Source organism: Algoriphagus yeomjeoni (assembly GCF_049821175.1).
Classification (GTDB): domain Bacteria; phylum Bacteroidota; class Bacteroidia; order Cytophagales; family Cyclobacteriaceae; genus Algoriphagus; species Algoriphagus yeomjeoni_A.
The window spans coordinates 966,751-989,839 of the sequence record NZ_CP187512.1; the positions used below are offsets into that span (position 1 = coordinate 966,751).

Here is a 23,089-nt window from a genome sequence, read left to right on the forward strand (position 1 = left end):
GTATCCGGTAAGGAAAAAAGAAAGAATCAATTGCCCAAATCAGGCAATCGCTTATTCTCCCAACTCAATTGAATTGGGCTACCGGAAAGATTAAATTAAGAAGGATTGATGAAGTACTTGAAGGTCTTGCCTTAGAACTGGAGGGGGATAATCGTTATAATTTTCGTTTTTCTCAGTCGGAAAAACTGATACCCCGAAGAAGGTATAAACTAAGGAAAGAACGAATTCTGGCGAGTAATCAAGGTTGAGTGATGACTTCTGTAAATCTTGGTCTAAAACGAGCAATTCAAACTTCTCATCACAGCAATCTTTTTCTTCGTGTTTGCTTGATTCTTTTTCAGAATGACAACTGGGCTTCTTTTTAGCCATCTCGCATTCAATATGAGAAGTGGAAAAACCAATTGCGCTCTCCGTCTCTGTACCCATGCAGAGGTGAATAGTCTTAGCTAATCCTACACTACTTAGGAGGATCATCAAAGAAAACGCTATGGAAAGAATCTTTTTCAACAGGACAAACTTACGAAATAAACGGTATAGAGTTTAACTATTTAAAATTACATTTAGCTAACTAGCTATAAATCAGATTTTTTAGGAGTATCTGTTTCAAAATATAAGTGATAATGCTTGCTACATCCAGGGTTGAAAGCAGCAGTGCAATTAGGACAGGTATTGCCGCTTGCTTGGTAAGCTTCGATTGTCAATTCCGAACCACAAACTCCGCAGAGTATAGCTTTCGTATCAAACTCGGACTTTGGCCACACTTCTGGTTTGTGATCAGCTTCCTCTTCATGACAGGAAAAGCAAGGATAGTACTTTTCACAGCACTTGAACTTGATCGCAATTACATCCAAATCCGAATGCCAGTGCTGGCAACGGGTCTGGTTATCAACCGTTTTTCCGTAAATATTGATTCCTTTGATGCTGGATTTCACTAAGGGTAGAACTTCATTTTGTTGTGCCAAAATAGTACCTGAAAGGAATACAAATCCGAAAATGAATGCGAGGCATAGAATTGATTTCATTTGGTGAATTTCTGAAATTATTTTGGTTTGGCGATAAAACCAGCTTTTAATACTGTTTTGAATACTTCATCGGCTGTAATATCCTCAGATTCTACAGTGAGAATTCTTTCATCACTTTTCAAATCCACTTCCCAAGAGTTGATTCTTGGTTCAGCATTGAGAATAGGAGTGACCTTTGCCAAGCAGTTGCCACAATTGATGTTGGTTTTGAATTTTTGAGTTTTCATTAGAATCTAATTGAGATATTGGAAAATTTTAAGATTGGAAAATTAGAGTTTGATGGTTTTAAGGTGGTAAGGTTGTTAAGTAGAATCATTTATTAAATTAATATGGTTTGTAAGGCTGAGCATCCGTTATAGTTATCGGGATCGAAGGCTTTTCCGTAACAGTAGGTCCTCGACTTCGCTCGGACAGACAACTTACTAATAAGTATTAATGTCTAAAATCTAGCTTTTTGATATCAAAGTCTCGATTCTTGGCTCTAGTATCTTGATTCTTGTGTCTTGCTACTAAATTCTTTTTCCTTTCAACCGCAAGCTATTCAATACCACCGATACCGAACTAAAGGCCATCGCAGCACCTGCAATCATGGGATCGAGAAGGAAGCCATTGATGGGATAGAGGACACCTGCAGCAATTGGAATTCCTATCAAATTGTAAATAAATGCCCAAAAGAGGTTTTCTTTGATTCCTCTTACGGTCAAGTCAGATAAATTCAGTGCTTTCGGAATTACTTCAAGATCTGAGGATATAATAGTCATCTTCGCCACATCCATGGCGATATCTGAGCCGTGCCCCATTGCGATGCTGACATCGGCTTGTGCCAAAGCTTCTGAGTCGTTGATACCATCACCGACCATTGCGACGATTTTTCCTTTAGCTTGAAGTTCTTTGACAAAGTCTGATTTGTCAGAAGGCATCACTTCAGCTGTAAAATCAGTCAAACCCACCTGCTTTGCCACTGCGGCCGCAGTTTGCTCATTATCGCCTGTCAGCATGTAGACATCAATTCCTTTTTCTTTGAGTTTACTTATAGCTGATTTCGAACTAGGTTTGATCTCGTCTGAAATTGCAATAATGGAAAGAACAGATTCTTTATTTGCAAAGAAAACAACAGTCTTGGCTTCATTACTCCAAGCTTGTGCGATGTGTTGCATATCCGGATTTAATGAAATTCCTTGTGCTTCGATCAGACTTAAGTTTCCTATATAAAATGATTCGCCAGAATTGTTTTTAGCTTTTACACCTTTTCCGGTCAAGCTTTGGAAGTCTTTAATTGATGCAGCTTTGATATTTTCTTCACTCAATTTTTTATTCACCGCATCTGCTAACGGATGTTCTGACTTGGATTCAATAGCTAATAGGATTGGAGCAAATTTGTTTTTTTGTTCCTCAGTTTCCCAATGAATATTGGATACAGTTGGCTTTCCGGCGGTTATTGTTCCGGTTTTATCCAGTATAACTGCGTTGACTTTATGAGCTATTTCCAAGCTTTCTGCGTCTTTGATCAGAATGTTGTTTTCAGCACCTTTTCCTATTCCGACCATTATTGCCGTCGGCGTAGCCAAACCCAAAGCACAGGGACAGGCAATGACCAAGACAGCCACAGCATTTAATATCGCGTGAGAGAGTGCATCTTCACCACCCACAATCATCCATACCGCGAAGGTTACAATAGAGATTGCAATTACCGTAGGGACAAAGATGGAGGCAATTTTATCCACCAACTTCTGAACTGGCGCTTTAGATCCCTGGGCTTCCTGAACGCGTTTTATGATCTGCGAAAGCAATGTTTCGCTTCCCACTTTTTCAGCTTTGAAATGAAAACTTCCTTTTTGATTGATGGTACCAGCGAAAACGGCATCTTTTTCTGATTTCTCTACAGCAATCGGTTCTCCGCTGATCATACTTTCGTCCACAAAGGAGTTTCCTGAGATCACTTTTCCATCCACCGGGATTTTTTCTCCTGGACGAACGATGATTTCATAGCCTTTTTGAACTTCAGAGATCGGAATTTCTTTCTCCTCTCCATCAATCAGGGCTTTCAAAGTCTTTGGCTGAAGTCCCATGAGGTTTTTGAGTGCAGTGGAAGTTTTTGACTTTGCTTTTTCCTCCAGCATTTTGCCGAAAAGAATGAAGGTAATAATCACCGTAGCTGCCTCGTAATACACATGAGATTCAAAGCCTCTGCTGATCCAAAACTCAGGAAATACGGTGTTGAACAGACTGAAGACAAAAGCAATTCCAGTGCTCAATGCCACAAGCGTGTCCATATTGACACTTCTGTTTTTTGCTTGCTTCCAGGCACTGATAAAGAACCTTCTTCCAAAAACTGCAAGAACTGGGGTCGCCAAAGCCAAAGAAATCCATGCGCCTGGATGCCAGTGCATAAAAAACATACCGATAATAAAAATTGGAAGCGTCAAAATAGCAGCTCCTATGGTATCCCTTTTCAGTTCTTTGTAATGTTCCTTTTGGTTACTAGAGACCTTTTCTTCTACATTTTCTTTCTCTGTGATCAAGCCGTAGCCAATTGCAGTAAGTGCATCATTCAAGCCTTCAGGATTGATTTCATCAGTATATTCTACCAAAACAGTGTTACTGGCAAAGTTTACCTGAGCGGATTTAACCCCGTCGGTATATTCGAGTATTGTTTCCACTGAGGAGGCGCAGGCTGCGCAAGTCATTCCGGTGACGGGAAAAGTTTCTTTATATACGGATTGGGTTGATTCTTTCATAAGTTCTTTTGTCTTTATTCGACTTTACAAACTTAGCAAGATGATAGGAGGGAGTTGTTATGGAATTTTGAGTAAATGTTATGAGATTTTGTGGTCGGGTTTAACCGCAGAGTTAGCAGAGGATGACTCAGACAGCGCAATATCGTATATTGTCCTGCTTCTCCAGAAGCAGGACTTGTTCGTTTGTTCTTGTGGTAGAGATAAATATGGATTGTGGGTAAGCGTTCCATCGGAATGCATGGTAAAGATAAATACACGAATCGTTCCTACGGAGCGAGGATTTCTTTTGGATCTCAATTAGCTATAGATGTGCCGTTCTATGGTACGATCACATGAACTACAATAGCCAAAAAAAAGGCCTAGCGATTTATTTCGCTAAGCCTTTTACATCAAAACTTCTGTTTACAGTTGTCTGTCGACTGTGGACCAAATTTATCTCAATGAATTAATCCACTTGGCAATTTTCATTGCATCTTCTTTGGATACCTGTGCCATCGGAGGCATTGGAGTCGCATAATCTGGCCAGTTTTGAGGCTCTGGATTATAGATCAATTCAACAATTCTTTCGTCAGAATATCTTCTCTTCGCAACATCTTGGTATGCTGGACCAATTACCTTCTTGTCTTTCATGTGACAAGCTGAGCACGTATTTTTTGCCAAAATAGATTTAATCTCTGCATCAGTTGGGATTGCTGAGGCAACAGCTTTTGGGGAAGCTTGTTTAGCTGGAGCAGGTTTTGCCACAACTTCTTTTACCGGATCCGGAGTTGGCGTTTTGATTGCCATTTTTGCTCCAGCAGGAATTTTGTGAAGGGTGTAGTACGCATCTGGATGGACTAAAGAGAAGCTCCCGTCTACAGCTCTTATTCCATTTAGGCTTAGCTTGTGAACATAGTCTTCTCTCAAACCTTCCACGGCAATTCTTGCGGACATACCATCTGCCGCCACTTCAACTCCCAGAACTTTCAATGTTTTATTATCAACTGGTGGACTTCCATATACTGGATAGTACTTGTAAGTGAAGCTTTCAACCGAATAAGAAGTCAAATCCTCAGCAGTTGCTTTATTGACTGGCTTGGTAAACTCAATTAAGAATCCATCTGGCTGAGCTTTAACAGTTCTCATTTCGAAAGGAATGTTATGATTCCAAACTAAGCGCTGCAAACCTTCATTAGCCTCGCCAGCGGAACCCCAACCACGGTTGGTCTCTCCGATGAACAAGGATTTGTCTGCTGCCCAAGCCATTCTTAAGATTCCTGACTGGAAACCAGATCTAAAATCAATCGAAGCACCTTGCATCACACCATCTACTTCTTCAAGAACTACTCGCATGATTTTACTTTGACCTTGGTCACCAATCAAAACTTGTCCCTCAAATGGTCCAAAAGTGCCTTCAGGGATCAAAACTGGTTCGGCGTTGGAAATACCCTGAATACCATGTGGCAACCATACTGCCGGAAGCTTCAAATCAGGAAGTTTCTCTTTGGCTTGAGCCATGGTGAGGTAAGGTGCATCGATTACGTTTTCTGGCTTTAGAAATCCACCGTTACCATTTGGTACTTTTTGTGGATCCACTACTTTGTTGAATTCCTCTGTGGTTAATTTCAAAGGAGAATCTGGGCGTCCAGTCCATACCAACCCGGCTGGATGACCTGTGAAATCGCCTTTTTCGATAAACCAAAGCCCACCTGAACCCATGTAATCACCTTGGTTTTCTGTGTAAACCAACTGATCGCCTAGCATTCCCAATCCAGCTGGAGATCTCATCCCAGTAGCATAAGGCTCCATGCTTCCATCACGGTTTATTTTCATGATCCAGCCTCTCATTGGTTCGCGGCTTTCGCCTCTCCACCATTCCTGATCGCCAAAAGCGACGTTGGCAGAAACGAAGAATGAGCCGTCAGGACCTACTTTAGGACCGAAGCTATATTCATGATAATGTGCGGAAATAGGCCAAGCATAAACTGTTTCATATAAATCAGCAGTTCCGTCTTGGTCTGTATCCACCAATTTGGTCAACTCACCTCTCTGAGCCATGTAGAATGCTCCGTCTTCGTAATGAAGACCTAAGATCTCATGAAGACCGGAGGCGAACTTTCTGAAGAAAGGCTTAGAACTCGTAGGGTTCTCCACTATAAATACGTCGCCTCTACGCGTAGCTACGCCGAGGTCACCATTTGGCAAAACGGTCATGCCACCAACTTCCAGAAGGGTGCCTTCTGGAGCTGTAACTCGCATTATTTTAAAGAAATCCTCTTCTTTTGGAGATTCCTGTGCATCTACTTGCCCTGGAAAAAGCTGAATTGCAGCTGCTATTCCAAAGGCAATTTTTGTGAATTTATTCTTTAGTAGTTTTTTCATCTTTGCGCTGTCTTTGGATTAAAAGAGAAGATTGTAAACGATGTTTCCCTTTGCAGGCAAGAAAATCCCAGCAGTACCATCAACGGAATGGGCCACTGGAGCTCCGAAAGTCGCTTCATCGTATTGCAGGTAGACACCGGTTTCAGGCAATAAATAATAGCCTTTATTGATTTTTTGAATCTCTGTACCCGCAGCTACTTTGTAATAGCCTGTGCCAATTCCAGAGACGGATCTATTGATTCCTTTTCCTGATTCCAGAATTTTTATTTCATCCTTTACAGCTTGACTAGCAAGAAGATATGAGAAAACAATGTCTTCTGAACCATCTATTAACTGATAACCTTTGGTTCGGAATTCTTCTGAAGCGGAGTAGTCGCTTTTTACTGCATTGACTGCTGGTGCGCTCAGGTTAATTACTGCACCACGAGGAACAGAAACACCGTTTCCACGGCTATTCCACATAGGGGTAGCGTCTAGGAATTCACCTCTCCACACTTGAATCAGCGTACCTGTTTCCATATCGTACGCATAGTTTACCAACTCCTCACTGGCAACTGAAACTACGTGACTCAATCTTTTTGAACCAGGATAGTCACGGAAGCTTCGCAAAACTGGAGTTTCGTCAGCGTCTACCAATATCGGATCAGTAGCTTGCGAAGCTCCAACTTCTGAAACCAAAAGATCAGTGCTTCTAAGTCCAGGCCCTGAAATTGAAAGATTGAATCCATCTACTGACCAATTTCTGTTTTTGGAAGCAATAATCTGAATAGGGTTATCTCCAGCTTTTAATTGCTTTCGAACTCGCACTCCTCTATCAGATAGACTAGATATGCTTTCAGCTCCTGCAGCAAAACCAGCAAGTCCGCCTGGAACTTGAAGTGTGATTTGGTATTCACCAGGCTCATCCACATTCAAGTTTGCAGTATACTTTGTCAAGTTCACATCAGAAACTGATGCTGGAACTTCACTTAAAGTAGCAACAGTCCCTTTGGCTACGGCTGTTTTTCCTGCTAGCTCTTCCAGGTTATTGATGGAACCTTGATATGTCTCATAACTTACGTTAGAAACGGTTGGAGTTTTAGCATTGAATGGGATGATTTCAACGTTTCTGAATGCTACAGCACCGTGATCACCTTGGATTCTCAAAGGGCCTTCTGCCACATCTTTGCCAGTCATAGAGCCTCGTGTAGGGCCAAAAACTTCCAGATTTTCGTGAATAATTACGCCATTGAGTCTCACCGAAAGGAAACGTGCGTTTTCGATTTTGCTACCTGATGCGTCGAATTTCGCAGCTTGAAAAGAGACTTCCAGTTTTTGCCAAACACCAGGAGCTTTACTAGCATTTTGTCTTGGAGCATATCCTTGGTAACCTTTTTGGCCTTCAGGCTTGCTTTCGTCCCAGCGCTGATAGATTCCACCGTTGTCACCAGGTTTGGTGGTGGTAGTAGTCCAGCTATCCAGGATTTGAATTTCATAATTTCCTTGAAGGTAAACGCCAGAGTTAGACCCTGGAGCTACCATGTACTCTAATGAAAGATCTAGATCGCCATACTTGTCTTTGGTAACTATGTCGGCTCCTGGATTTTTCTTGGTAGGAAGATTTGCAAAAACTCCGGAGCCATCTGCAGCTTGAAGTTCATTAGGAATAGCCGGGTTAGCCCAGACTTTTCCTACTTCTGTCCAGCTGCCTTTGTTTCCTTCAAAGGAACTCAGGTCAAGCGTGACAGGATTTTGCTGTGCTTGCACAATACCAAGCTGTAAGGCAAGGGCAGTGGCAAACAAGCCTACATGTTTGTTCAAAATCATGTGAATTGGAGGGTTATTTGATAGTATGAGGTTTGATTGGAAAATTGAGAATTATTAAATAATCATTGAATTTTCTTTCAAGTCCAAAGATAAACGCTCAGGTTTTAACTACAAGGCAAACTCGCTCGATTGACTATTAGCTTTCATTCAAAAAATGGCAAAAAATCATCAAATGGGAAGAATTTAGAGTTTAGAAGCAGGATTAGATCTGATCTAGGCTTTTTCTTCCGGATTTTATTTGTTTTCTGAATTCAGAAGGCGTCATCCCAGTCTCTTTCTTAAACTGTGCTGAAAGGTAAGCAACACTACTGTAATTGAGGAGATCAGCGATTTCTGACAGACTTTTTTCATTGTATGAAATCAATTCCTTCACCCGCTCAATTTTTAATTTAGTGATATACTTTTCGATGGTAATGCCTTCTACCTGCGAAAAAAGTTTACTCAAATACGAGTATTCATGATTTAGCTTTTCTGCGATAAAGTTTGAGTAGTTTTCAGCCAAGTATTCCTTTGAATGTTGAATTTGATCAACCAAGAGACTCTTGATCTGAGAAATTAAAGCTGACTTTCCGTCTTCAAGCAGTTCGAAACCATCTGCTTTCAATTTCTCAGCGAATTGTATTTTCTGCGTATCGCTTAGAGGTGATTCCAATAATACTTTACCCAATTCAACAGAGGAATAACAGATTCCCATCTGATCCATTATCTCAGATACCGAGGCGATGCATCGGGGACAAACCATGTTTTTGACGTATAGAAGTGGCATGTTCTTGCAATGTTTAGCTTATAATGGATTGTGCTAATTTAAAGTTCTTTATAAGACTAGGTACTTTTAGCAGGTAAATAGTTTGCTTGTTTAGGATCAAAGCAAAAAGTAAGGCTACTATTAGCGACACCTGCAATTAGGGCTGAAAATTATTTTTAAATTTAAGTTCTGTATTTGCAGAACTAACTGAACTTTGATTATCTTTGTCCCGTTACTAGCCCATAACCCAAATAGAACTAAGATGGTATTGACTGAAAGACATAAAGAACTGATTGAGCGAATTGGGGTTTTCCATGAGCATAAGGGCATGCAGCCTTTGGTGGGAAGAATCATTGGTTTGCTTTTGGTTCATGAAGATGGGGAGGTTTCATTTGATGAGATAGTGGAGCAACTCGGAGTCAGTAAAAGTGCAGTTAGTAATGCATTGACTTTTCTACAAGCAAAAGATAGATGTATCTATTCAACCCGCCCTGGTGATCGTAAAAGGTATTTTGCGCTGAAACTAAGTGATTGGAGAGAAGACTTTGCCAAGGAATTGGAAAACATTGCCGAAATCCAAAAATTCATCGATGAGGTGCTTGAAGTCAGAACTGAAAAGAATCATGAATTCAATTGTAAAATGAAAGATTTTTCTGAGTTCTTGGGCTTCTTCAAAAAGGAAATCCCTGCGCTATTTGAACGATTCAAGCGACAACAAGCATAAAAAAAAATTTGAACAGTAAGTTCATTAAAAACAGAACCAACTATATATTTTATAACTAACTATTATTCAACGACATGTTAAAGAAGTATTTAACCTATGCATTTTTCCTGATGGCTCCAGCTATGGCTATGGGTCAAGAAGCAGCGCAGGATTTCAGCTTGCCAGATACGCTTACTTTGAAAGAAAGTATTCAGATTGGTTTGGAAAATAACCGCACGCTGAAAAAAGCTGTGCTAGATGAGGAAAAGGCAACCTATCAGCGAAACGAAATACGTGGAGCCGGCCTTCCTCAGTTTTCTGCTTACGGGCAATACAACAATTTTCTGGATGTATTTCCTCAGGCAGTACCGGGTGGGATTTTCGGTGGTGACCCAAATGAAATTCAGGTGATTGCGCTTGGCGTGCCGCAGTCATTAAAAGCTGGCTTTGAATTGAACCAGTTGATCTTTAGCAATTCCTATCTCATTGGTTTGAAAGCAGCAAAGACGGGAGAAGAGTTTTACCGCATTCTGTCTGAGCAGTCGGAAGAAAATGTGATCCACGAAATCTCCATGAATTTCTTGGGCGTGATTCAGCTGGAACTTCAGAAAGAAAATCTTCAGGCCAATATAGATCAATTGGAAAGTCTTCAAAGTATTCTACAATCTCAATACGATAATGACCTAGCCAGAAAAGTAGACTTGAATCGTGTGAAAGTAAATTTGACCTCAATTCAAAGCGAACTGGAAAATCTGGAGATAGCTATTTTTCAACGGGAAGGTTACCTGAAGTTACTAATGGGAATACCGATAGATGCTGAGATCAATTTGGATCAATCTGTAGCAGATATGGATGAGAAAATAAAGGATTTTCAGCTGCAGGATTTCAACATTTTCGACAGAAAAGATATTCAGGTTTTGGGCGTACAAGAGAAATTGTATGAATTCGAATACAAGAACATCAAGGCAGCTCATCAGCCTCAGTTGGTTGGTTTCGCTGATTGGAACAAAAATGCTTTTTCTTCTGAATTTGATTTTTTAAGTCAGGGAAGAGTTTGGTATCAGGGGTTTTTAATTGGTTTGAAACTACAGATCCCAATTTTCGATGGGATGCAGACTAAATACAAAGCAGCTCAATCCAAAGTCAGCGCTCAGCAATTGAGTCTAGATCGCTTACAGGCAGAAGACGCAGCTGAGTTGGAATATAAAAATGCGCTGAACAAATACTACAATTCTTTAAATACCCTAGCGTCTCTGGACAGCAATCTGGACCTGGCAAATGATGTTTTTAAGGAAACCACTCTGCTATACAAAGAAGGGTTAAGTCCACTTACAGATTTGCTAGATTCCGAGACAACACAGCGTGAGGCTCAGGCCAACTACAACAATCAAATTATCCAGGTTCGAATTGCCCAATTGGAGATTCTGAATTCTTCTGGGAAAATCAAAAATCTTTTACTCTAATAGAAAACTCATACCAACGAAACGATGAAAAAGTTAATCATTATAGCCTTGCTCCTGGTTGGGGTAGGAGCAGTAGCTTTCACGCTTTACAATAACAAGGAAGAAATGAACGAAGCAGCCACACTTGCCATGAAGTCCAGCGAGTTTATCTCTGTGACTGTGGACAAAGTGGAAGAAAATACTGTCAACAGGAATTTCGAAGCAAATGGGGTTTTTGAACCTTCTCAGGAATTGAAATTAATGTCTGAGACCTCTGGAGCGATTGTGAAAATCCAGAGAAGAAAAGGCGATTACGTGAGAAAAGGAGATTTAATCGTGCAAATCGATGATCGTTTGATCCGATCCGATTATACGATTGCCAAACTAAAAAGAGATCAAGCCGAGAAAGACTTGAAGCGTTTTGAAAATCTGGCTGCGACTGATGCGATCACTAAAAAACAGTTTGAAGAAAGTGAGAATGCATTCAAAATCGCTGATGCACAACTTTCAGCTTTGAAAAAGAGACTGGACGACACGCAGGTGACTGCTCCGATTGCAGGTTTTATCAATGAAGATTATTACGAATTGGGCGCTTTAGTGAGCCCAGGAATGCCTTTGGCAGATATTATCAATAAGTCTCCTCTGAAATTGTCGGTGAACGTCACAGAAAGTGAAATAGCCAAAGTAACTAAAGGCGAAGAGATCGCAGTGAAAGTGAATGCCATTTCCAATCAGGAATTTACAGGTAAAGTACATTTCATATCTGATATGGCAGATGCTTCTTTCAAATACCAAGTTGAATTGATCATGAACAGTAAAAATCAAGATCAAATCAAGCCGGGTATGTTTGGAACGGCTCAATTCAAATTTTCTCAGGATGAGAAAGTGCTGAAAATTGACAGGAAATCCATCTCCGGAAGCTTGAAAAATCCAGGTGTTTACCTCATCAAAGATGGTACAGCTGTTTACCAGCCTGTAAAAATTAATCCTCTAGATGATGGAACAGTAGAGATCTTGGATGGCTTGAAAGCTGGTGACGAAGTGATTGCATCAGGGTTGATCAATGTGAAAGAAGGTACAAAAGTGAAAGTTCAGTAAACTATGCAAATCACTAAAATATCCATACAACGGTCGACCATGGTGGTCGTGCTGTTTACCGTACTGACTTTATTGGGGATTTTTTCCTATACGCAGTTGTCTTACGAGCTTTTACCAAAAATGGAAACTAACGTAGTGACCATTTCCACGGTATATCCTGGCGCAGCGCCTTCTGAAGTGGAGACTTCGGTAACAAAGAAAATTGAGGATGCTGTAGCCTCCTTGGAAGGGATTAAATCTATGAATTCGATTTCTCAAGAGAGCGTTTCTATCATCACTATTGAATTGGAAGCAGGAGCAGACGTGGATTATTCCATGCAAGATGCGCAGCGTAAAATCAATGCGATCTTGGGTGATCTTCCTGAAGATGCAGATCCTCCAAGCTTGGGCAAGTTTGACTTGGATGATTTGCCTATCATGCAATTGGCAGTTTATTCCAGTCTGAATCCGTCTGAGTTTTATGATTTGATCAAAAATAAGATTCAGCCTTCTTTGGCTCAGATCAAAGGTGTGGCTCAGGTCAACATGCTCGGTGGTACAGAGCGTGAGATTAAAGTGAATTTGGATAGAAACAAGCTGGACGGGTATGGTATCTCGCCCATTGCTGTAGCCCAGACGATCAATGCAAGTAACTTGGATTTTCCTACAGGAAGACTGAAGGACAATGAAGGACAGGTTTTAATTCGTCTTGCCGGTAAGTTTCAAAACATTCAGGATATAGAGAATCTGGTAATTGCTTACCGTGACGATGAATCGCCAATACAGCTGAAAGAAGTTGCAGAGGTGGAGGATTCCTATAAAGACGAGGATATTTTGACACGACTAAACGGCAAATCTGCAATTGGCTTGACTATACAAAAACAGTCTGATGCCAATGCCGTGGAGGTTTCTGAGGTTTTGGTAAATGAGCTCAACACCCTAGAGCAGACCTACGCTAAAGAGGGAGTTTCATTCCAAATCTCTCAAAACACTTCTGAGTTTACATTGGAGGCAGCGAATCACGTGATCACAGATTTGATAATTGCGATTGTGCTGGTGGCGTTGATTATGCTTTTGTTCCTGCATAGTATCCGAAATGCGATCATCGTAATGGTGGCTGTGCCGGCATCTATCGTCGCTACATTTACGGTAATGTTTTTAGCTGGTTTTACGCTAAACCTGATGTCTTTACTTGCACTTTCCCTAGTGGTAGGTATTCTGGTGGATGATGCGATTGTAGTCATTGAGAACATTTATCGTCACTTGGAAATGGGCAAGACGATTGCGCAGGCCTCTTATGATGGAATCCGCGAAATCGGCGCAACTGTAGTTTCCATCACCCTGGTAATTATTGTGGTATTTGTACCTCTGGCGATGACTGGAGGGTTGATTGGAGGGATTTTGGCTCAGTTCAGTATTACCGTTGCCACAGCGACTTTGATCAGTTTACTGGTAGCTTTTACCTTGATTCCACTGCTTACATCACGATTTTCCAAGTTGGAGCATTTGGATAAGAATTCCTTTTTTGGAAAAATCGTCTATGGTTTTGAGGCAGGCTTGGATGCTTTTGTGGATTGGCTTGTTGGTATTTTGAGATGGGGATTTGCACATAAAGTTGCTTTGTTGGGGATCACATTTGTACTCTTTATTTCTTCTTTCTTTTTAGTCATACAAGGTTTTATCGGCTCCGAATTCGTATCTGAAGGGGATAGAGGTGAATTTTTGCTTAGACTGGAACTTCCAAAGGATGCAACACTGGAGCAAACTAACTTCAAGACCCGTGAGGTGGAGGATTACTTAAGAACCCTACCGGAAGTCACTGAAGTATTTACCACCGTGGGTGTAGCAAGTGGGCAGTTTACTGGTTCTCAATCTTCTCCATTTACCTCTGAGATTTTGGTGAAACTGGTTGCTCCTGAGTTTAGAGCTATGACTGGACCGGATTATGCCAGAAATCTTGAAAACTACTTGGAGGAGAATATCACTGGAGCTGAATACACAGGTGTTCCGATTTCTATCATGGGTACTGCTAACGATGCACCGATCCAGGTGATTGTTTCCGGTCCGGACAAGGATTCTATTCGGGTAGTTTCCGAAAAAATCGAAGGAATTTTAGCTGGATTGAAAGGCACAAGGAAGATTGAAAGCTCTCTGGAAGATGGTAATCCAGAAATCCGCGTAGAAGTGGATCGTTTTAAAATGAATGAGCTGGGACTTTCCATGGATATGGTGGGGGGAGCGCTTCAGGTGGCATTCAACGGTAATGACGATTCTAAGTACACTGATGGTGATTACGAATATGATATCCTAGTGAAGCTGAATGAGTTTGATAGAAAGTCAATTTCGGATGTTCAGAACCTTACTTTTCTCAATAGAAAAGGTCAGCTGGTGAAGCTTGAGCAATTCGCGACAGTAAATCAGTCGGAAGGCCCGACTAAGTTAGAGCGTAGAGATCGGGTTTCTTCTGTGAAAATCACCTCTCAGGTAGCTGGTGTTCCTTCAGGAACAGTTGGCGCCGAGTTGACAGCAGCTATCGATGCAATTGATCTTCCACAGCAGGTTCAGATCAACTACGATGGTGATATGAAGAATCAAGCAGAAGGTTTTGGTTCCTTGGGGATTGCGTTGTTGGCATCCATCATTTTGATCTATCTGATTATGGTAGCCTTGTATGATTCTTATGTTTATCCATTGGTGGTGATGTTCTCACTGCCGATGGCATTGATCGGTTCCTTGCTTGCTTTGGCACTGACGAAAGGAACGCTAAGTATCTTTTCTATCATGGGTCTGATCATGCTGATGGGGCTTGTAGCTAAGAATGCGATCCTTTTGGTCGATTTCACCAATCAACTTAAAGAAGAAGGAGTTGCCGTGAAGGAAGCCTTGGAGAAAGCTGTGAAGATTCGTTTCCGACCAATTCTGATGACTACCATAGCAATGGTGATCGGTATGATGCCAATTGCCTTGGCAACCGGTGCAGGTGCTGAGTGGAAAAATAGCTTGGCTTGGGTGATCATCGGCGGTTTGCTTTCTTCCATGTTCCTGACTTTAGTCGTGGTTCCGGTGATTTACTATCTGTTTGACAGATTTATGGTGAAAATCGGTAAAGGAGAGAAGAAGCAAATCGAACTCGAGGACACCAATGTGGAAGAGTTTGAATCCGAAGCTGCTGCCTACGTCTAAAAATTGAATAAATAACCCTTGCTGCTCGGCAAGATTAGCAAGGGTTTAAACTACATACTCAATAAAATCGAGCATGTCTTTTTCGATATTAATCGAGATGAGAACGTCATGCGAGATTCTCCCGAATTAAACTCGGGACAGGCTATGTAGCCTTTGAAAAAAAATTAAAGCACATGAAAAATTATACTGATTTACGCAAAATTTCAAAGGTTTTCCATCAATATGGAATTGACCTGACGGGAAAAAGAAAATACGCTTCGTTTGAAAGCGATCTGAGAATGGACAAAGTATTTGTCTCTGGTTTGATTTTCGAATTGGAATATGAATTAAGAAAACAGATTGAGGATGATAAGGTTGAGGGTGTGAAAGCACCCGCCCAGATTATTGAATTGTTGATGAGTTAATTAATGAAAAAGAGTCCCGGATGTCCGGGACTCTTTTTTTATAAGTTCTTTTTTAACCACAGAGTTCGCAGTGGTTTCGCTGAGAGCGCGGTATAGATTTAGGGTTTCAGCGACATAGGAACAGCCAATTTTCTTAAACTATTTTCATACCCTCACAGTAAATGTTTTAAAATCTTCTCCCATCTCATTAGGTTGTTTTTCACACAAAAAAAATGGCTGATCGATAGACCAACCACTATTTTTTTCTGAGAATTGAATTTTTACTCTTCCAATAAGGTGCTATTAAACAACTTCAAAATACGCTTATACTCATCCGTCCATGAACTTGGTTCTACAAATCCGTGATCTTCTACTGGATAGATTGCCATTTCCCAGTTGTCTTTACCAAGCTCAATAAAACGCTGAGATAATCGAACTACATCCTGGAAGTGTACATTCACATCCACCATTCCATGCGCCATTAGTAAGTTTCCTTTCAGGCCTTCCGCAAAGTAAATAGGAGAGGAACGTCGGTAAGCAATTGGATCTTCTTCCGGAGTATTCAGAATGTTGGCTGTATAGCCGTGATTGTAATGTGCCCAATCCGTAACAGATCGAAGCGCTGCACCAGACTTGAAAGTTTCAGAAGCATTGAAAAGTGCCATCAGCGTGATAAATCCACCGTAGCTACCGCCATATAAGCCAACTCGATCTGGGTCAACGCCATGGTTAGCCACGAGGTATTTAACGCCGTCAACTTGATCAGAAAGGTCTTTTCCTCCCATGTGACGATAAATTCCCGTTCTCCAATCCCGTCCATATCCAGCAGATCCTCTGTAATCAATATCCAAGACAGTATAACCTAGATCAGTGAGTAAGTTGTGGAACATATATTCTCTAAAGTAGCTACTCCACCATTTATGAACGTTTTGCAAGTAACCAGCACCATGAACGAAAACTACAGCTGCACCATTCTTTTTGGCTGGATCTGGCTTATATAATCTCGCTGGAACTTGTGCCCCATCTTTAGCTGTGAATCGTATGATTTCAGGATCTTTCCAATTATATGCTTTGAATTCTTCGCTTTGACCTGAAGTCAGTTGTTCGGCTTTGGCGCCAACTTTATTGTCTTGAAGGAAAAGCTCAGCTGGTTTGTTACTGTATGAATAAATTATAGCAAGTTTTTTCTCATCTGGAGAGAGAGCCACCTCATTATTACCAGTCATTGAGGTAAGCTTTTCCATTTTTCCACCCATCACTGGCATCTTGTAGAAATGTCGCTCTCCCGGATCTACTTCTGAAGTGGTTAAATACCATGATTTTTTGTCCTTGGAAAGGAATGGGTCGAATACTTCATAGTTTCCTGAGGTTAAAGCTTTCTTTTCATTGGTAGTTACATCCAATAAATAGAGGTGAGAATAGCCACTTTCCTCGGATTGGAAAAAAATATGGGTACTGTTAGGAAGCCATCCCAAAGTGCCACCGAAGAATGATCTTCCTATTCCAGGGCCAGCAATCCAAGCCTCATCACGCTGTCTATCTAGGGTATTCAGCTTTCCAGTTTGCAAATCGATCGCCGCAATCCATCGGTCTTTATTGTCTACAGATCCTATATTGACAATTGCCTTTTTTCCATCAGGAGAGAAATAAGGACTAGAAATCATGACATCTCTTTCCTTTTCTCCCCAGGTTTTGTCAGGATAGTCAGTGACGTAATCTGGTAAATCCTTAATACCAGGTAGATCTGAGGAACTGATAAAATAGACTGTGTCGCGATTAAGATCGTAGATTCCGACCTCCATTTTTGTAGGCGTTGTACCTACCTTAGATCGCGTGTTGAGGTCTGTTGTATAGCCTGATGCGTCCACATAGTCAGGAACTATGGTATTCTTGTTACTTGAAGAAGTGTAAATGGAAAATGTAGCGTAATTACCGTCTGGAGACAGTTGAAGATTCACTGGACTTTTACCTTCAGTATAATAAGTGAATTCCTCTTCCCCAGCATCGCGAAAAGCTTCACGATATTCTCGGCGCATTTTATCATTTTCTTTACGCTCTTTTACTACGTCTAGGAGTTCCAGGTTTTCGGATTCCAACCTAGCTACTTTTCCATCTTCAGTATTGGACTTATCCTTTGGTTTTGATTCTGTGGAGATATTAGTGACTTTTCTGGTCGTTTTGGAAGTTCTGTTGAGGACATAAAGATTGTTCTTTGATGCAAAGGAGATCTCATTTTCATTTGCCATGAATTTGGCATTTGAGAAGTTTTCAGGCCACTCAATTAATGTGGTTGATATGCCTGTCGCCATCACTTCTAGCATTAGTTTTTTGTCTTTCTGATATAATCTGAGTGATTTGTCTGAATTGAATTCTTCTCCACTACGTTCGTTGGCTCTCATTTCTGCCCAACTTAATTTTGAAATATCCCCTTTTTTAGACAGTGCAAGTTTATATAAGGAATCTGCAGGATCATTTGCTTGATTGTAACGGAAGTAGATCGTTTGAGAGTCATCACTCCATGATGCCGAAGATGGGAAAGTCCCCATCCACAAGGGATCTCGCATGATGTACTCTACACTTAAAGTGGACTGTGCCTGAGCTTGCAAAAAAGCAATGCAAAGCAAAGGCAGAAACAGTAGTTTTCGCTGAATTTTCATTAGGGTTTTTTATTCTGTGATTTAATTTAGAGACTCTAGAAACTCATTAAGCTCCTTTTCTATTGCAGATAATTGAGTTTGTAGGTTGACATTCAGTACTAGGAAATCATTAGGGTTATTCTCCATTTCTTCTAATAATTTACGAGTTTTTTGAGCTCCTATATAGCTCATGCTAGGTTTAGCTTTGTGACATCGTTTTTTAATTGTAGGGAAATCATTCAGATTGTAAAATTTATCCAACTCGGTTAAATCTTTGATGTTGGTTTCTAAAATGATCTCAATCATCTCCTTTATCATTTCTGGCTCATCTTCGCCAAAGAACTGGTAAATTGATTGCTCGCTAATGGATTGATACATGATTGGGTGAAAAGGGATATTAAAGTAAAAAGTACATTCGTCACTCTCTTCATAAAATTAAACACAATTTTGAAAAAGTATACTTTTCCGACTGGTTCATTCAATATTTCATGAACAATGGTCTGAGATTTCTTATGATTGGTTAATTTTGTGTCCAATCGAATTAAATTTAAATGCAAATGCAGCGGAATAAGAAGATCTTTTTAATCCTATTTGTGATTTTCATGTTAATCATGTGTTGGATCGGATATGATATTTCTCAGAGAACAACTTTCCCTGGATCGAAAGGGAATCTAGAACAACGCATAGGAGACGACCTTGAAAAAGATTCAAAGTAAGTAACCTAACTCCAGCGTTTTTATTTGCATAGACTTATACAGCAATCCCGCTGTGATAAAATCAACCTAATGGATAATTTAATGACCCGCCAACTTGACCTTATTTTACGTGAGGGAGAGGTGGATTTTGAGCGGGATTTTGATTTGAAAATAGAACCAAAATACTTAGATTCTAAAGGTCGAACTTGGCTTACTGAAATCTATTCTGAGCTTGGTGGCACTGGAGAAATTCCTTTGTTGCAAAAGCTCAAGTTTGATTTTAAAATTGGAAGAAATCTTTTCGTTTATGATGAGGAATTGCACTTTAATAGATATCGACTAATTACTTTTAGATCAGATCTTTATTCTGAATTGAATTATCCTTTTGTAGAAACTCAAAAAAGGCTTTGCAGAACTTATGAGAAGGAATGCCTGAAAGTTGGTCTGCAGGAAAGAATATGGAATGGTGCACCAGTGGCAAAGCATTGTTTTGGCGCGGCAAGTGAGCCTGGGGACTTTTCTGGAAATGGAGCAATAGGATGGAAGCTGACAGCTTATAACGATGCTCAGTTTGACTTACAAACAAGAATTCACGGGTATAAACTCTTTAGAATTACTCCCTTTGAAACCTTGATGACAGGTGGATCACTCAAGCGTTTGGATCAGTTACTTATAAATCCAAAAGAAGAACAACGGGTTATGCTTTTGAATTGGTTTAATCGGAAATATCAATCTTAAACTAAAAAGAGTCGGTGGTTGCACCGACTCTTTTTAGTTACTTATAGAAGTAATCGAACTAGGAAAACAACCCAAAAATCTCTCGCTCCACTTTTTCCACCACATATGAGAAGTCAGCTGGATTTTCTACAAAATCAAGGTTGTTGACATCAATTATCAACAGGTTGCCTTCAGTATACCCAGCAATCCATTCTTCATAATGCGTATTCAGATTTTTAAGGTAATCTATGCGCATAGTTGTCTCATAGCTTCTTCCTCGTTTTTCTATTTGTCCTACCAATTTTGGAATATCCGCTTTAAGATAAATCAACAAATCAGGAGCTTTCACATGAGAAATCATACTTGAAAACAAGCTCTGGTAGTTCTCATAATCCCGCTCAGTCAAAAGCTGACTTTTATAAAGATTAGCTGCGAAAATGTATGCATCCTCATAGATAGTTCTATCCTGAATAGTAGGGATATCACTCTCCTGAATCTTCTTAATTTGATTGAATCGAGAATTGAGAAAATATACCTGTAAGTGAAAAGCCCATCGTTTCATATCTTCATAAAAATCAGGGAGATAGGGGTTGTTATCTACAGCTTCAAATTCAGCCTTCCATCCATAATGTTTGGCCAGTTTTTCGGTAAGGGTAGTTTTTCCGCTACCTATATTTCCGGATACAGCAATGTGCATTTTTTCTTATTTTGAGAATCGTGGCGACACAATAGAATCCTTACTTCCCGGGGTGTATTTGTAAAAACCCTCACCAGATTTCACGCCTTTGTAACCAGCTTGAACCATATTAACTAATAAAGGGCAAGGAGCGTATTTTGGATTGCCAAATCCGTCATGAAGGACTTTGAGAATAGAAAGACACACGTCTAAACCAATGAAATCGGCAAGTTGCAGCGGCCCCATAGGATGAGCCATTCCGAGTTTCATTACCGTATCAATTTCATTTACGCCTGCCACACCTTCAAATAGGGAGTAGATCGCCTCATTGATCATCGGCATTAGTATTCTGTTTGCTACAAAGCCAGGGTAGTCATTTACTTCCACAGGATCTTTGGAAAGGTTGGTCGATAAGGTCATGATTTTAGCAGTGACCTCATCTGAAGTGGCGTATCCTCGAATAACTTCTACCAACTTCATCACCGGCACTGGATTCATAAAGTGCATTCCTATTACTTGCTCTGGTCTTTTAGTAGCGGCAGCGATTTTGGTAATGGAAATAGAAGAAGTATTACTTGCTAGGATGGCAGAATCAGGGCTGAACTGATCGATTTGTCTAAAAAGATCCAATTTAATGTCCATATTTTCGGTGGCAGCTTCCACTACCAAATCAGCTGTATTCACTCCCTTTTCCAAAACTGTAAATGTTTGGATTCTAGCTAAAGCTGCGCTTTTATCTTCTTCGGAAATCAGCCCTTTTCCTACTTGTCTATCTAGGTTTTTGGTGATGGTTGCCAATGATTTGTCTAAGAATTCCTGCTTGATATCTATCAAGCTGACGTCATAGCCATGCTGCGCAAAAACATGCGCAATGCCATTTCCCATGGTACCGGAACCAATAACTGAGATATTTTTCATATTAATGTGATTAAAAATTAAAGTTAGAATTTGGGTTTGGAATCAACGGTATTTATCTGTTGAAGAGTTCAAAGCTACTCCTGCCATGTAGTAAATCCAATTTTTTAACTTTCGATCTCCGACTTTGTTTGTCACAAAAGTTAAGATTCAAACTGCGATTATTAGCTACCTTTGCCACATGCAAGAACTAGGTCTAATTTCAAAATTACCCATCAATAGATTTACAGATTTCGGAGCTTACTTAGCCTTGAGCTCTGGGGAAGAACTTTTACTGCCGAAAGGATACCTTAAAGGTGAAGAAAAGGAAGGAGATGAAATCGAAGTATTTGTATATACAGATAGTGAAGATCGTCCAGTAGCAGTAACTCAAAAGCCCTTGGCACTTCTTGACGAATTTGCTGTTTTGGAAGCTAAAGAAGTAACTTCATTTGGTGCATTTGTGGACTGGGGCTTGCCAAAAGATCTTTTTGTGCCCAAATCAGAAATGGGTAAAAATATGGAAGTTGGCCAGAAATACTTGGTCAAGGTTTGTGTTGACTTTAAGACCAATAGATTGATTGGGGTAAATAAGTATAGAGATTTTCTACGTTTAGCTCCTTTTGATTGGGAAGAAGGGAAAGAGCTTGACGGAGTAATTTTCGAGGAAACCGATTTAGGATTCAAAGTACTTATCGACAATGAATATGAAGGCTTACTTTTTAAAAATGAAGTTTTCCAGCCTTTGGAGCTTGGTGAAAAACGGAAGGTTTATATCAAAAAGAATCGTGAGGATGGGAAGCTGGATTTGCAGCTATTGCCTCCTGGTCGAGTAAAATACGACGAGGGCTCGGAAAAAATCCTTGCCATATTAGAGGCTAAAGGTTTCTTGCCATTGCATGATAAATCTGCTCCTGAGGAAATTCAGCAGCAATTGGGAATGAGCAAAAAGCATTTCAAACAATGCATAGGTCAATTGTATAAAGCCAGAATGATTCAGATCGAACCAGATGGCATTAGACTAAATGCATCGAATTAAGCTTTAAAATATCTGTTGGAGTAGTACACAAAATTGCCCTGTTACGAAGTGTGGCAATTGGTGCCTTGATGAGGTTGGGAGATTTGATTAAGATATTTAGCCAGCTTTCATCATCCCAGTTCTTTCCAGCGATGAATCGTTGATAGTCCGGATGAGCTCGGTTAAGTAAGTCCTTCGCCCTTAAGTTTAATTTAGTCAAAAGACTGTGCCATTGGGTGGCTGTGAGTCTTTCTTTAGTTAGGTCTATTGAGTTGACAAATTTGGAAATCGATTTGGCATAAGCTAAGGTTTGCTTATCCACCGGCTGCGCCGGAGAATGGTAGAAGTACAGTTCAGAAGGATGTGTTTTCATGGCGTTTCAGAGTTTATTTACCTTTTAAGATACTGAAAATCTATGTTTTATAAAAGAATTAATTTTCTCAAAGTGAATACTTTCATAAGTTAACTTTTCTAAATTTTGGAAATAGACCTTAAAAATTTTAATAAAGAGAGTAAATCAGAATATTCTTCTAATCAAAAATTGAAGGCTAGACTTAAGAAAGTAAAGCCTAAAGTATTGGATGAAAAATTCGAAGAACTGCATCAAGAAGCATTTCGAGAAATAGATTGTTTGGACTGTGCAAATTGCTGTAAAACAACAAGCCCGATTTTTTTGAATACAGACATTGACCGGTTGGCGAGAGTATTTCGAATGAAAAGTAGCGCCTTCATTGACGAATATTTACACCGGGATGAGGATGGAGATTTTGTATTAAATTCTTCGCCTTGCACTTTTTTGGGTGCAGATAATAAGTGTTTGGTTTATGAAGATCGGCCCAAGGCATGCCGGGAGTATCCACATACCGATCGTAAAAAAATGCATGGTATTTTGGACCTTTCACTTAAAAATACACTCGTTTGTCCTGCAGTTTTCAAAATTTTCCAGCAGATTGGGAAGGATTATAGGAAGTAATACTTTTCTTTTGCTTTTTT

21 protein-coding genes are annotated in these 23,089 nt (G+C 40.2%); 9 read left to right on the plus strand and 12 right to left on the minus strand.

Annotated elements, in window-relative coordinates; all coding sequences use genetic code 11:
- Positions 1-90 precede the first annotated feature (90 nt).
- The 4 genes from ACPUEN_RS03860 to ACPUEN_RS03875 form a co-directional block, all read right to left on the minus strand.
- The gene (locus ACPUEN_RS03860) at positions 91-507 is read right to left on the minus strand and encodes an HYC_CC_PP family protein (protein ID WP_425638641.1); all 417 of its coding nucleotides are present in this window, start codon (positions 505-507) and stop codon (positions 91-93) included.
- Between the two features lie 65 nt (positions 508-572).
- A complete protein-coding gene (locus tag ACPUEN_RS03865) occupies positions 573-1,022 on the minus strand; it encodes a CHY zinc finger protein (protein ID WP_425638644.1) in 450 nt (149 codons plus the stop codon).
- Between the two features lie 17 nt (positions 1,023-1,039).
- Positions 1,040-1,249 (minus strand): heavy-metal-associated domain-containing protein, encoded by a 210-nt coding sequence (locus ACPUEN_RS03870; protein ID WP_425638646.1) that lies wholly within the window; start codon positions 1,247-1,249, stop codon positions 1,040-1,042.
- A gap of 282 nt (positions 1,250-1,531) precedes the next feature.
- Positions 1,532-3,760, minus strand: coding sequence for a heavy metal translocating P-type ATPase (locus tag ACPUEN_RS03875; RefSeq protein ID WP_425638648.1), 2,229 nt, complete (start codon positions 3,758-3,760; stop codon positions 1,532-1,534).
- A gap of 213 nt (positions 3,761-3,973) precedes the next feature.
- Between ACPUEN_RS03875 and ACPUEN_RS03880 the strand changes: the two genes are divergently transcribed.
- On the plus strand, positions 3,974-4,096 hold the full coding sequence (locus ACPUEN_RS03880; protein ID WP_425638651.1) for a hypothetical protein: 123 nt from the start codon (positions 3,974-3,976) through the stop codon (positions 4,094-4,096).
- A gap of 96 nt (positions 4,097-4,192) precedes the next feature.
- On the opposite strand, the gene ACPUEN_RS03885 is transcribed toward ACPUEN_RS03880, so the two are convergent.
- From ACPUEN_RS03885 to ACPUEN_RS03895, 3 genes are all read right to left on the minus strand, one after another.
- Positions 4,193-6,121 carry a c-type cytochrome gene (locus ACPUEN_RS03885; protein WP_425638654.1) on the minus strand — a complete coding sequence of 643 codons (1,929 nt, stop codon included), beginning with the start codon at positions 6,119-6,121 and terminating at the stop codon, positions 4,193-4,195.
- Positions 6,122-6,139: 18 nt separating this feature from the next.
- A complete protein-coding gene (locus ACPUEN_RS03890; protein ID WP_425638655.1) occupies positions 6,140-7,927 on the minus strand; it encodes a 3-keto-disaccharide hydrolase in 1,788 nt (595 codons plus the stop codon).
- Between the two features lie 202 nt (positions 7,928-8,129).
- Entirely contained in the window at positions 8,130-8,693 is a 564-nt protein-coding gene (locus ACPUEN_RS03895; protein ID WP_425638658.1) for a helix-turn-helix domain-containing protein, read from the minus strand.
- A 241-nt stretch (positions 8,694-8,934) separates the two neighbouring features.
- Here ACPUEN_RS03895 and ACPUEN_RS03900 point away from each other — a divergent pair, with 241 nt between their 5' ends.
- The 5 genes from ACPUEN_RS03900 (at position 8,935) to ACPUEN_RS03920 (ending at position 15,481) form a co-directional block, all read left to right on the plus strand.
- Positions 8,935-9,396 (plus strand): GbsR/MarR family transcriptional regulator, encoded by a 462-nt coding sequence (locus tag ACPUEN_RS03900; RefSeq protein WP_111610271.1) that lies wholly within the window; start codon positions 8,935-8,937, stop codon positions 9,394-9,396.
- Between the two features lie 74 nt (positions 9,397-9,470).
- Positions 9,471-10,838, plus strand: coding sequence for a TolC family protein (locus ACPUEN_RS03905; protein ID WP_425638661.1), 1,368 nt, complete (start codon positions 9,471-9,473; stop codon positions 10,836-10,838).
- A 24-nt stretch (positions 10,839-10,862) separates the two neighbouring features.
- Positions 10,863-11,915: an efflux RND transporter periplasmic adaptor subunit gene (locus tag ACPUEN_RS03910; RefSeq protein WP_425638663.1), complete on the plus strand. Its 1,053-nt coding sequence runs from the start codon at positions 10,863-10,865 to the stop codon at positions 11,913-11,915.
- 3 nt (positions 11,916-11,918) lie between these two features.
- Positions 11,919-15,077 carry an efflux RND transporter permease subunit gene (locus ACPUEN_RS03915; RefSeq protein ID WP_425638665.1) on the plus strand — a complete coding sequence of 1,053 codons (3,159 nt, stop codon included), beginning with the start codon at positions 11,919-11,921 and terminating at the stop codon, positions 15,075-15,077.
- A 173-nt stretch (positions 15,078-15,250) separates the two neighbouring features.
- Positions 15,251-15,481: an acyl carrier protein gene (locus ACPUEN_RS03920; protein WP_425638667.1), complete on the plus strand. Its 231-nt coding sequence runs from the start codon at positions 15,251-15,253 to the stop codon at positions 15,479-15,481.
- Between the two features lie 260 nt (positions 15,482-15,741).
- On the opposite strand, the gene ACPUEN_RS03925 is transcribed toward ACPUEN_RS03920, so the two are convergent.
- Positions 15,742-18,117 carry a prolyl oligopeptidase family serine peptidase gene (locus ACPUEN_RS03925; protein WP_425638670.1) on the minus strand — a complete coding sequence of 792 codons (2,376 nt, stop codon included), beginning with the start codon at positions 18,115-18,117 and terminating at the stop codon, positions 15,742-15,744.
- A gap of 21 nt (positions 18,118-18,138) precedes the next feature.
- On the minus strand, positions 18,139-18,474 hold the full coding sequence (locus tag ACPUEN_RS03930) for an Hpt domain-containing protein (protein ID WP_425638672.1): 336 nt from the start codon (positions 18,472-18,474) through the stop codon (positions 18,139-18,141).
- Positions 18,475-18,881: 407 nt separating this feature from the next.
- On the opposite strand from ACPUEN_RS03930, the gene ACPUEN_RS03935 reads away from it, so the two are divergent.
- Positions 18,882-19,529, plus strand: coding sequence for a DUF7255 family protein (locus ACPUEN_RS03935; RefSeq protein ID WP_425638674.1), 648 nt, complete (start codon positions 18,882-18,884; stop codon positions 19,527-19,529).
- A 58-nt stretch (positions 19,530-19,587) separates the two neighbouring features.
- Here ACPUEN_RS03935 and ACPUEN_RS03940 read toward each other — a convergent pair whose 3' ends face one another.
- Entirely contained in the window at positions 19,588-20,205 is a 618-nt protein-coding gene (locus ACPUEN_RS03940) for a deoxynucleoside kinase (protein ID WP_425638677.1), read from the minus strand.
- A gap of 6 nt (positions 20,206-20,211) precedes the next feature.
- A complete protein-coding gene (locus ACPUEN_RS03945; protein ID WP_425638680.1) occupies positions 20,212-21,102 on the minus strand; it encodes a 3-hydroxybutyryl-CoA dehydrogenase in 891 nt (296 codons plus the stop codon).
- 178 nt (positions 21,103-21,280) lie between these two features.
- Here ACPUEN_RS03945 and ACPUEN_RS03950 point away from each other — a divergent pair, with 178 nt between their 5' ends.
- A complete protein-coding gene (locus ACPUEN_RS03950; RefSeq protein WP_425638683.1) occupies positions 21,281-22,117 on the plus strand; it encodes a CvfB family protein in 837 nt (278 codons plus the stop codon).
- Here the strand turns inward: ACPUEN_RS03950 and ACPUEN_RS03955 are convergent.
- Positions 22,095-22,469 (minus strand): arsenate reductase family protein, encoded by a 375-nt coding sequence (locus tag ACPUEN_RS03955; RefSeq protein ID WP_425638686.1) that lies wholly within the window; start codon positions 22,467-22,469, stop codon positions 22,095-22,097. The two genes, ACPUEN_RS03950 and ACPUEN_RS03955, sit on opposite strands and share 23 nt — an antisense overlap.
- A 111-nt stretch (positions 22,470-22,580) precedes the next feature.
- Between ACPUEN_RS03955 and ACPUEN_RS03960 the strand changes: the two genes are divergently transcribed.
- Complete coding sequence (locus ACPUEN_RS03960) at positions 22,581-23,069, plus strand: YkgJ family cysteine cluster protein (protein ID WP_425640239.1); 489 nt, start codon at positions 22,581-22,583, stop codon at positions 23,067-23,069.
- Positions 23,070-23,089: the final 20 nt, after the last annotated feature.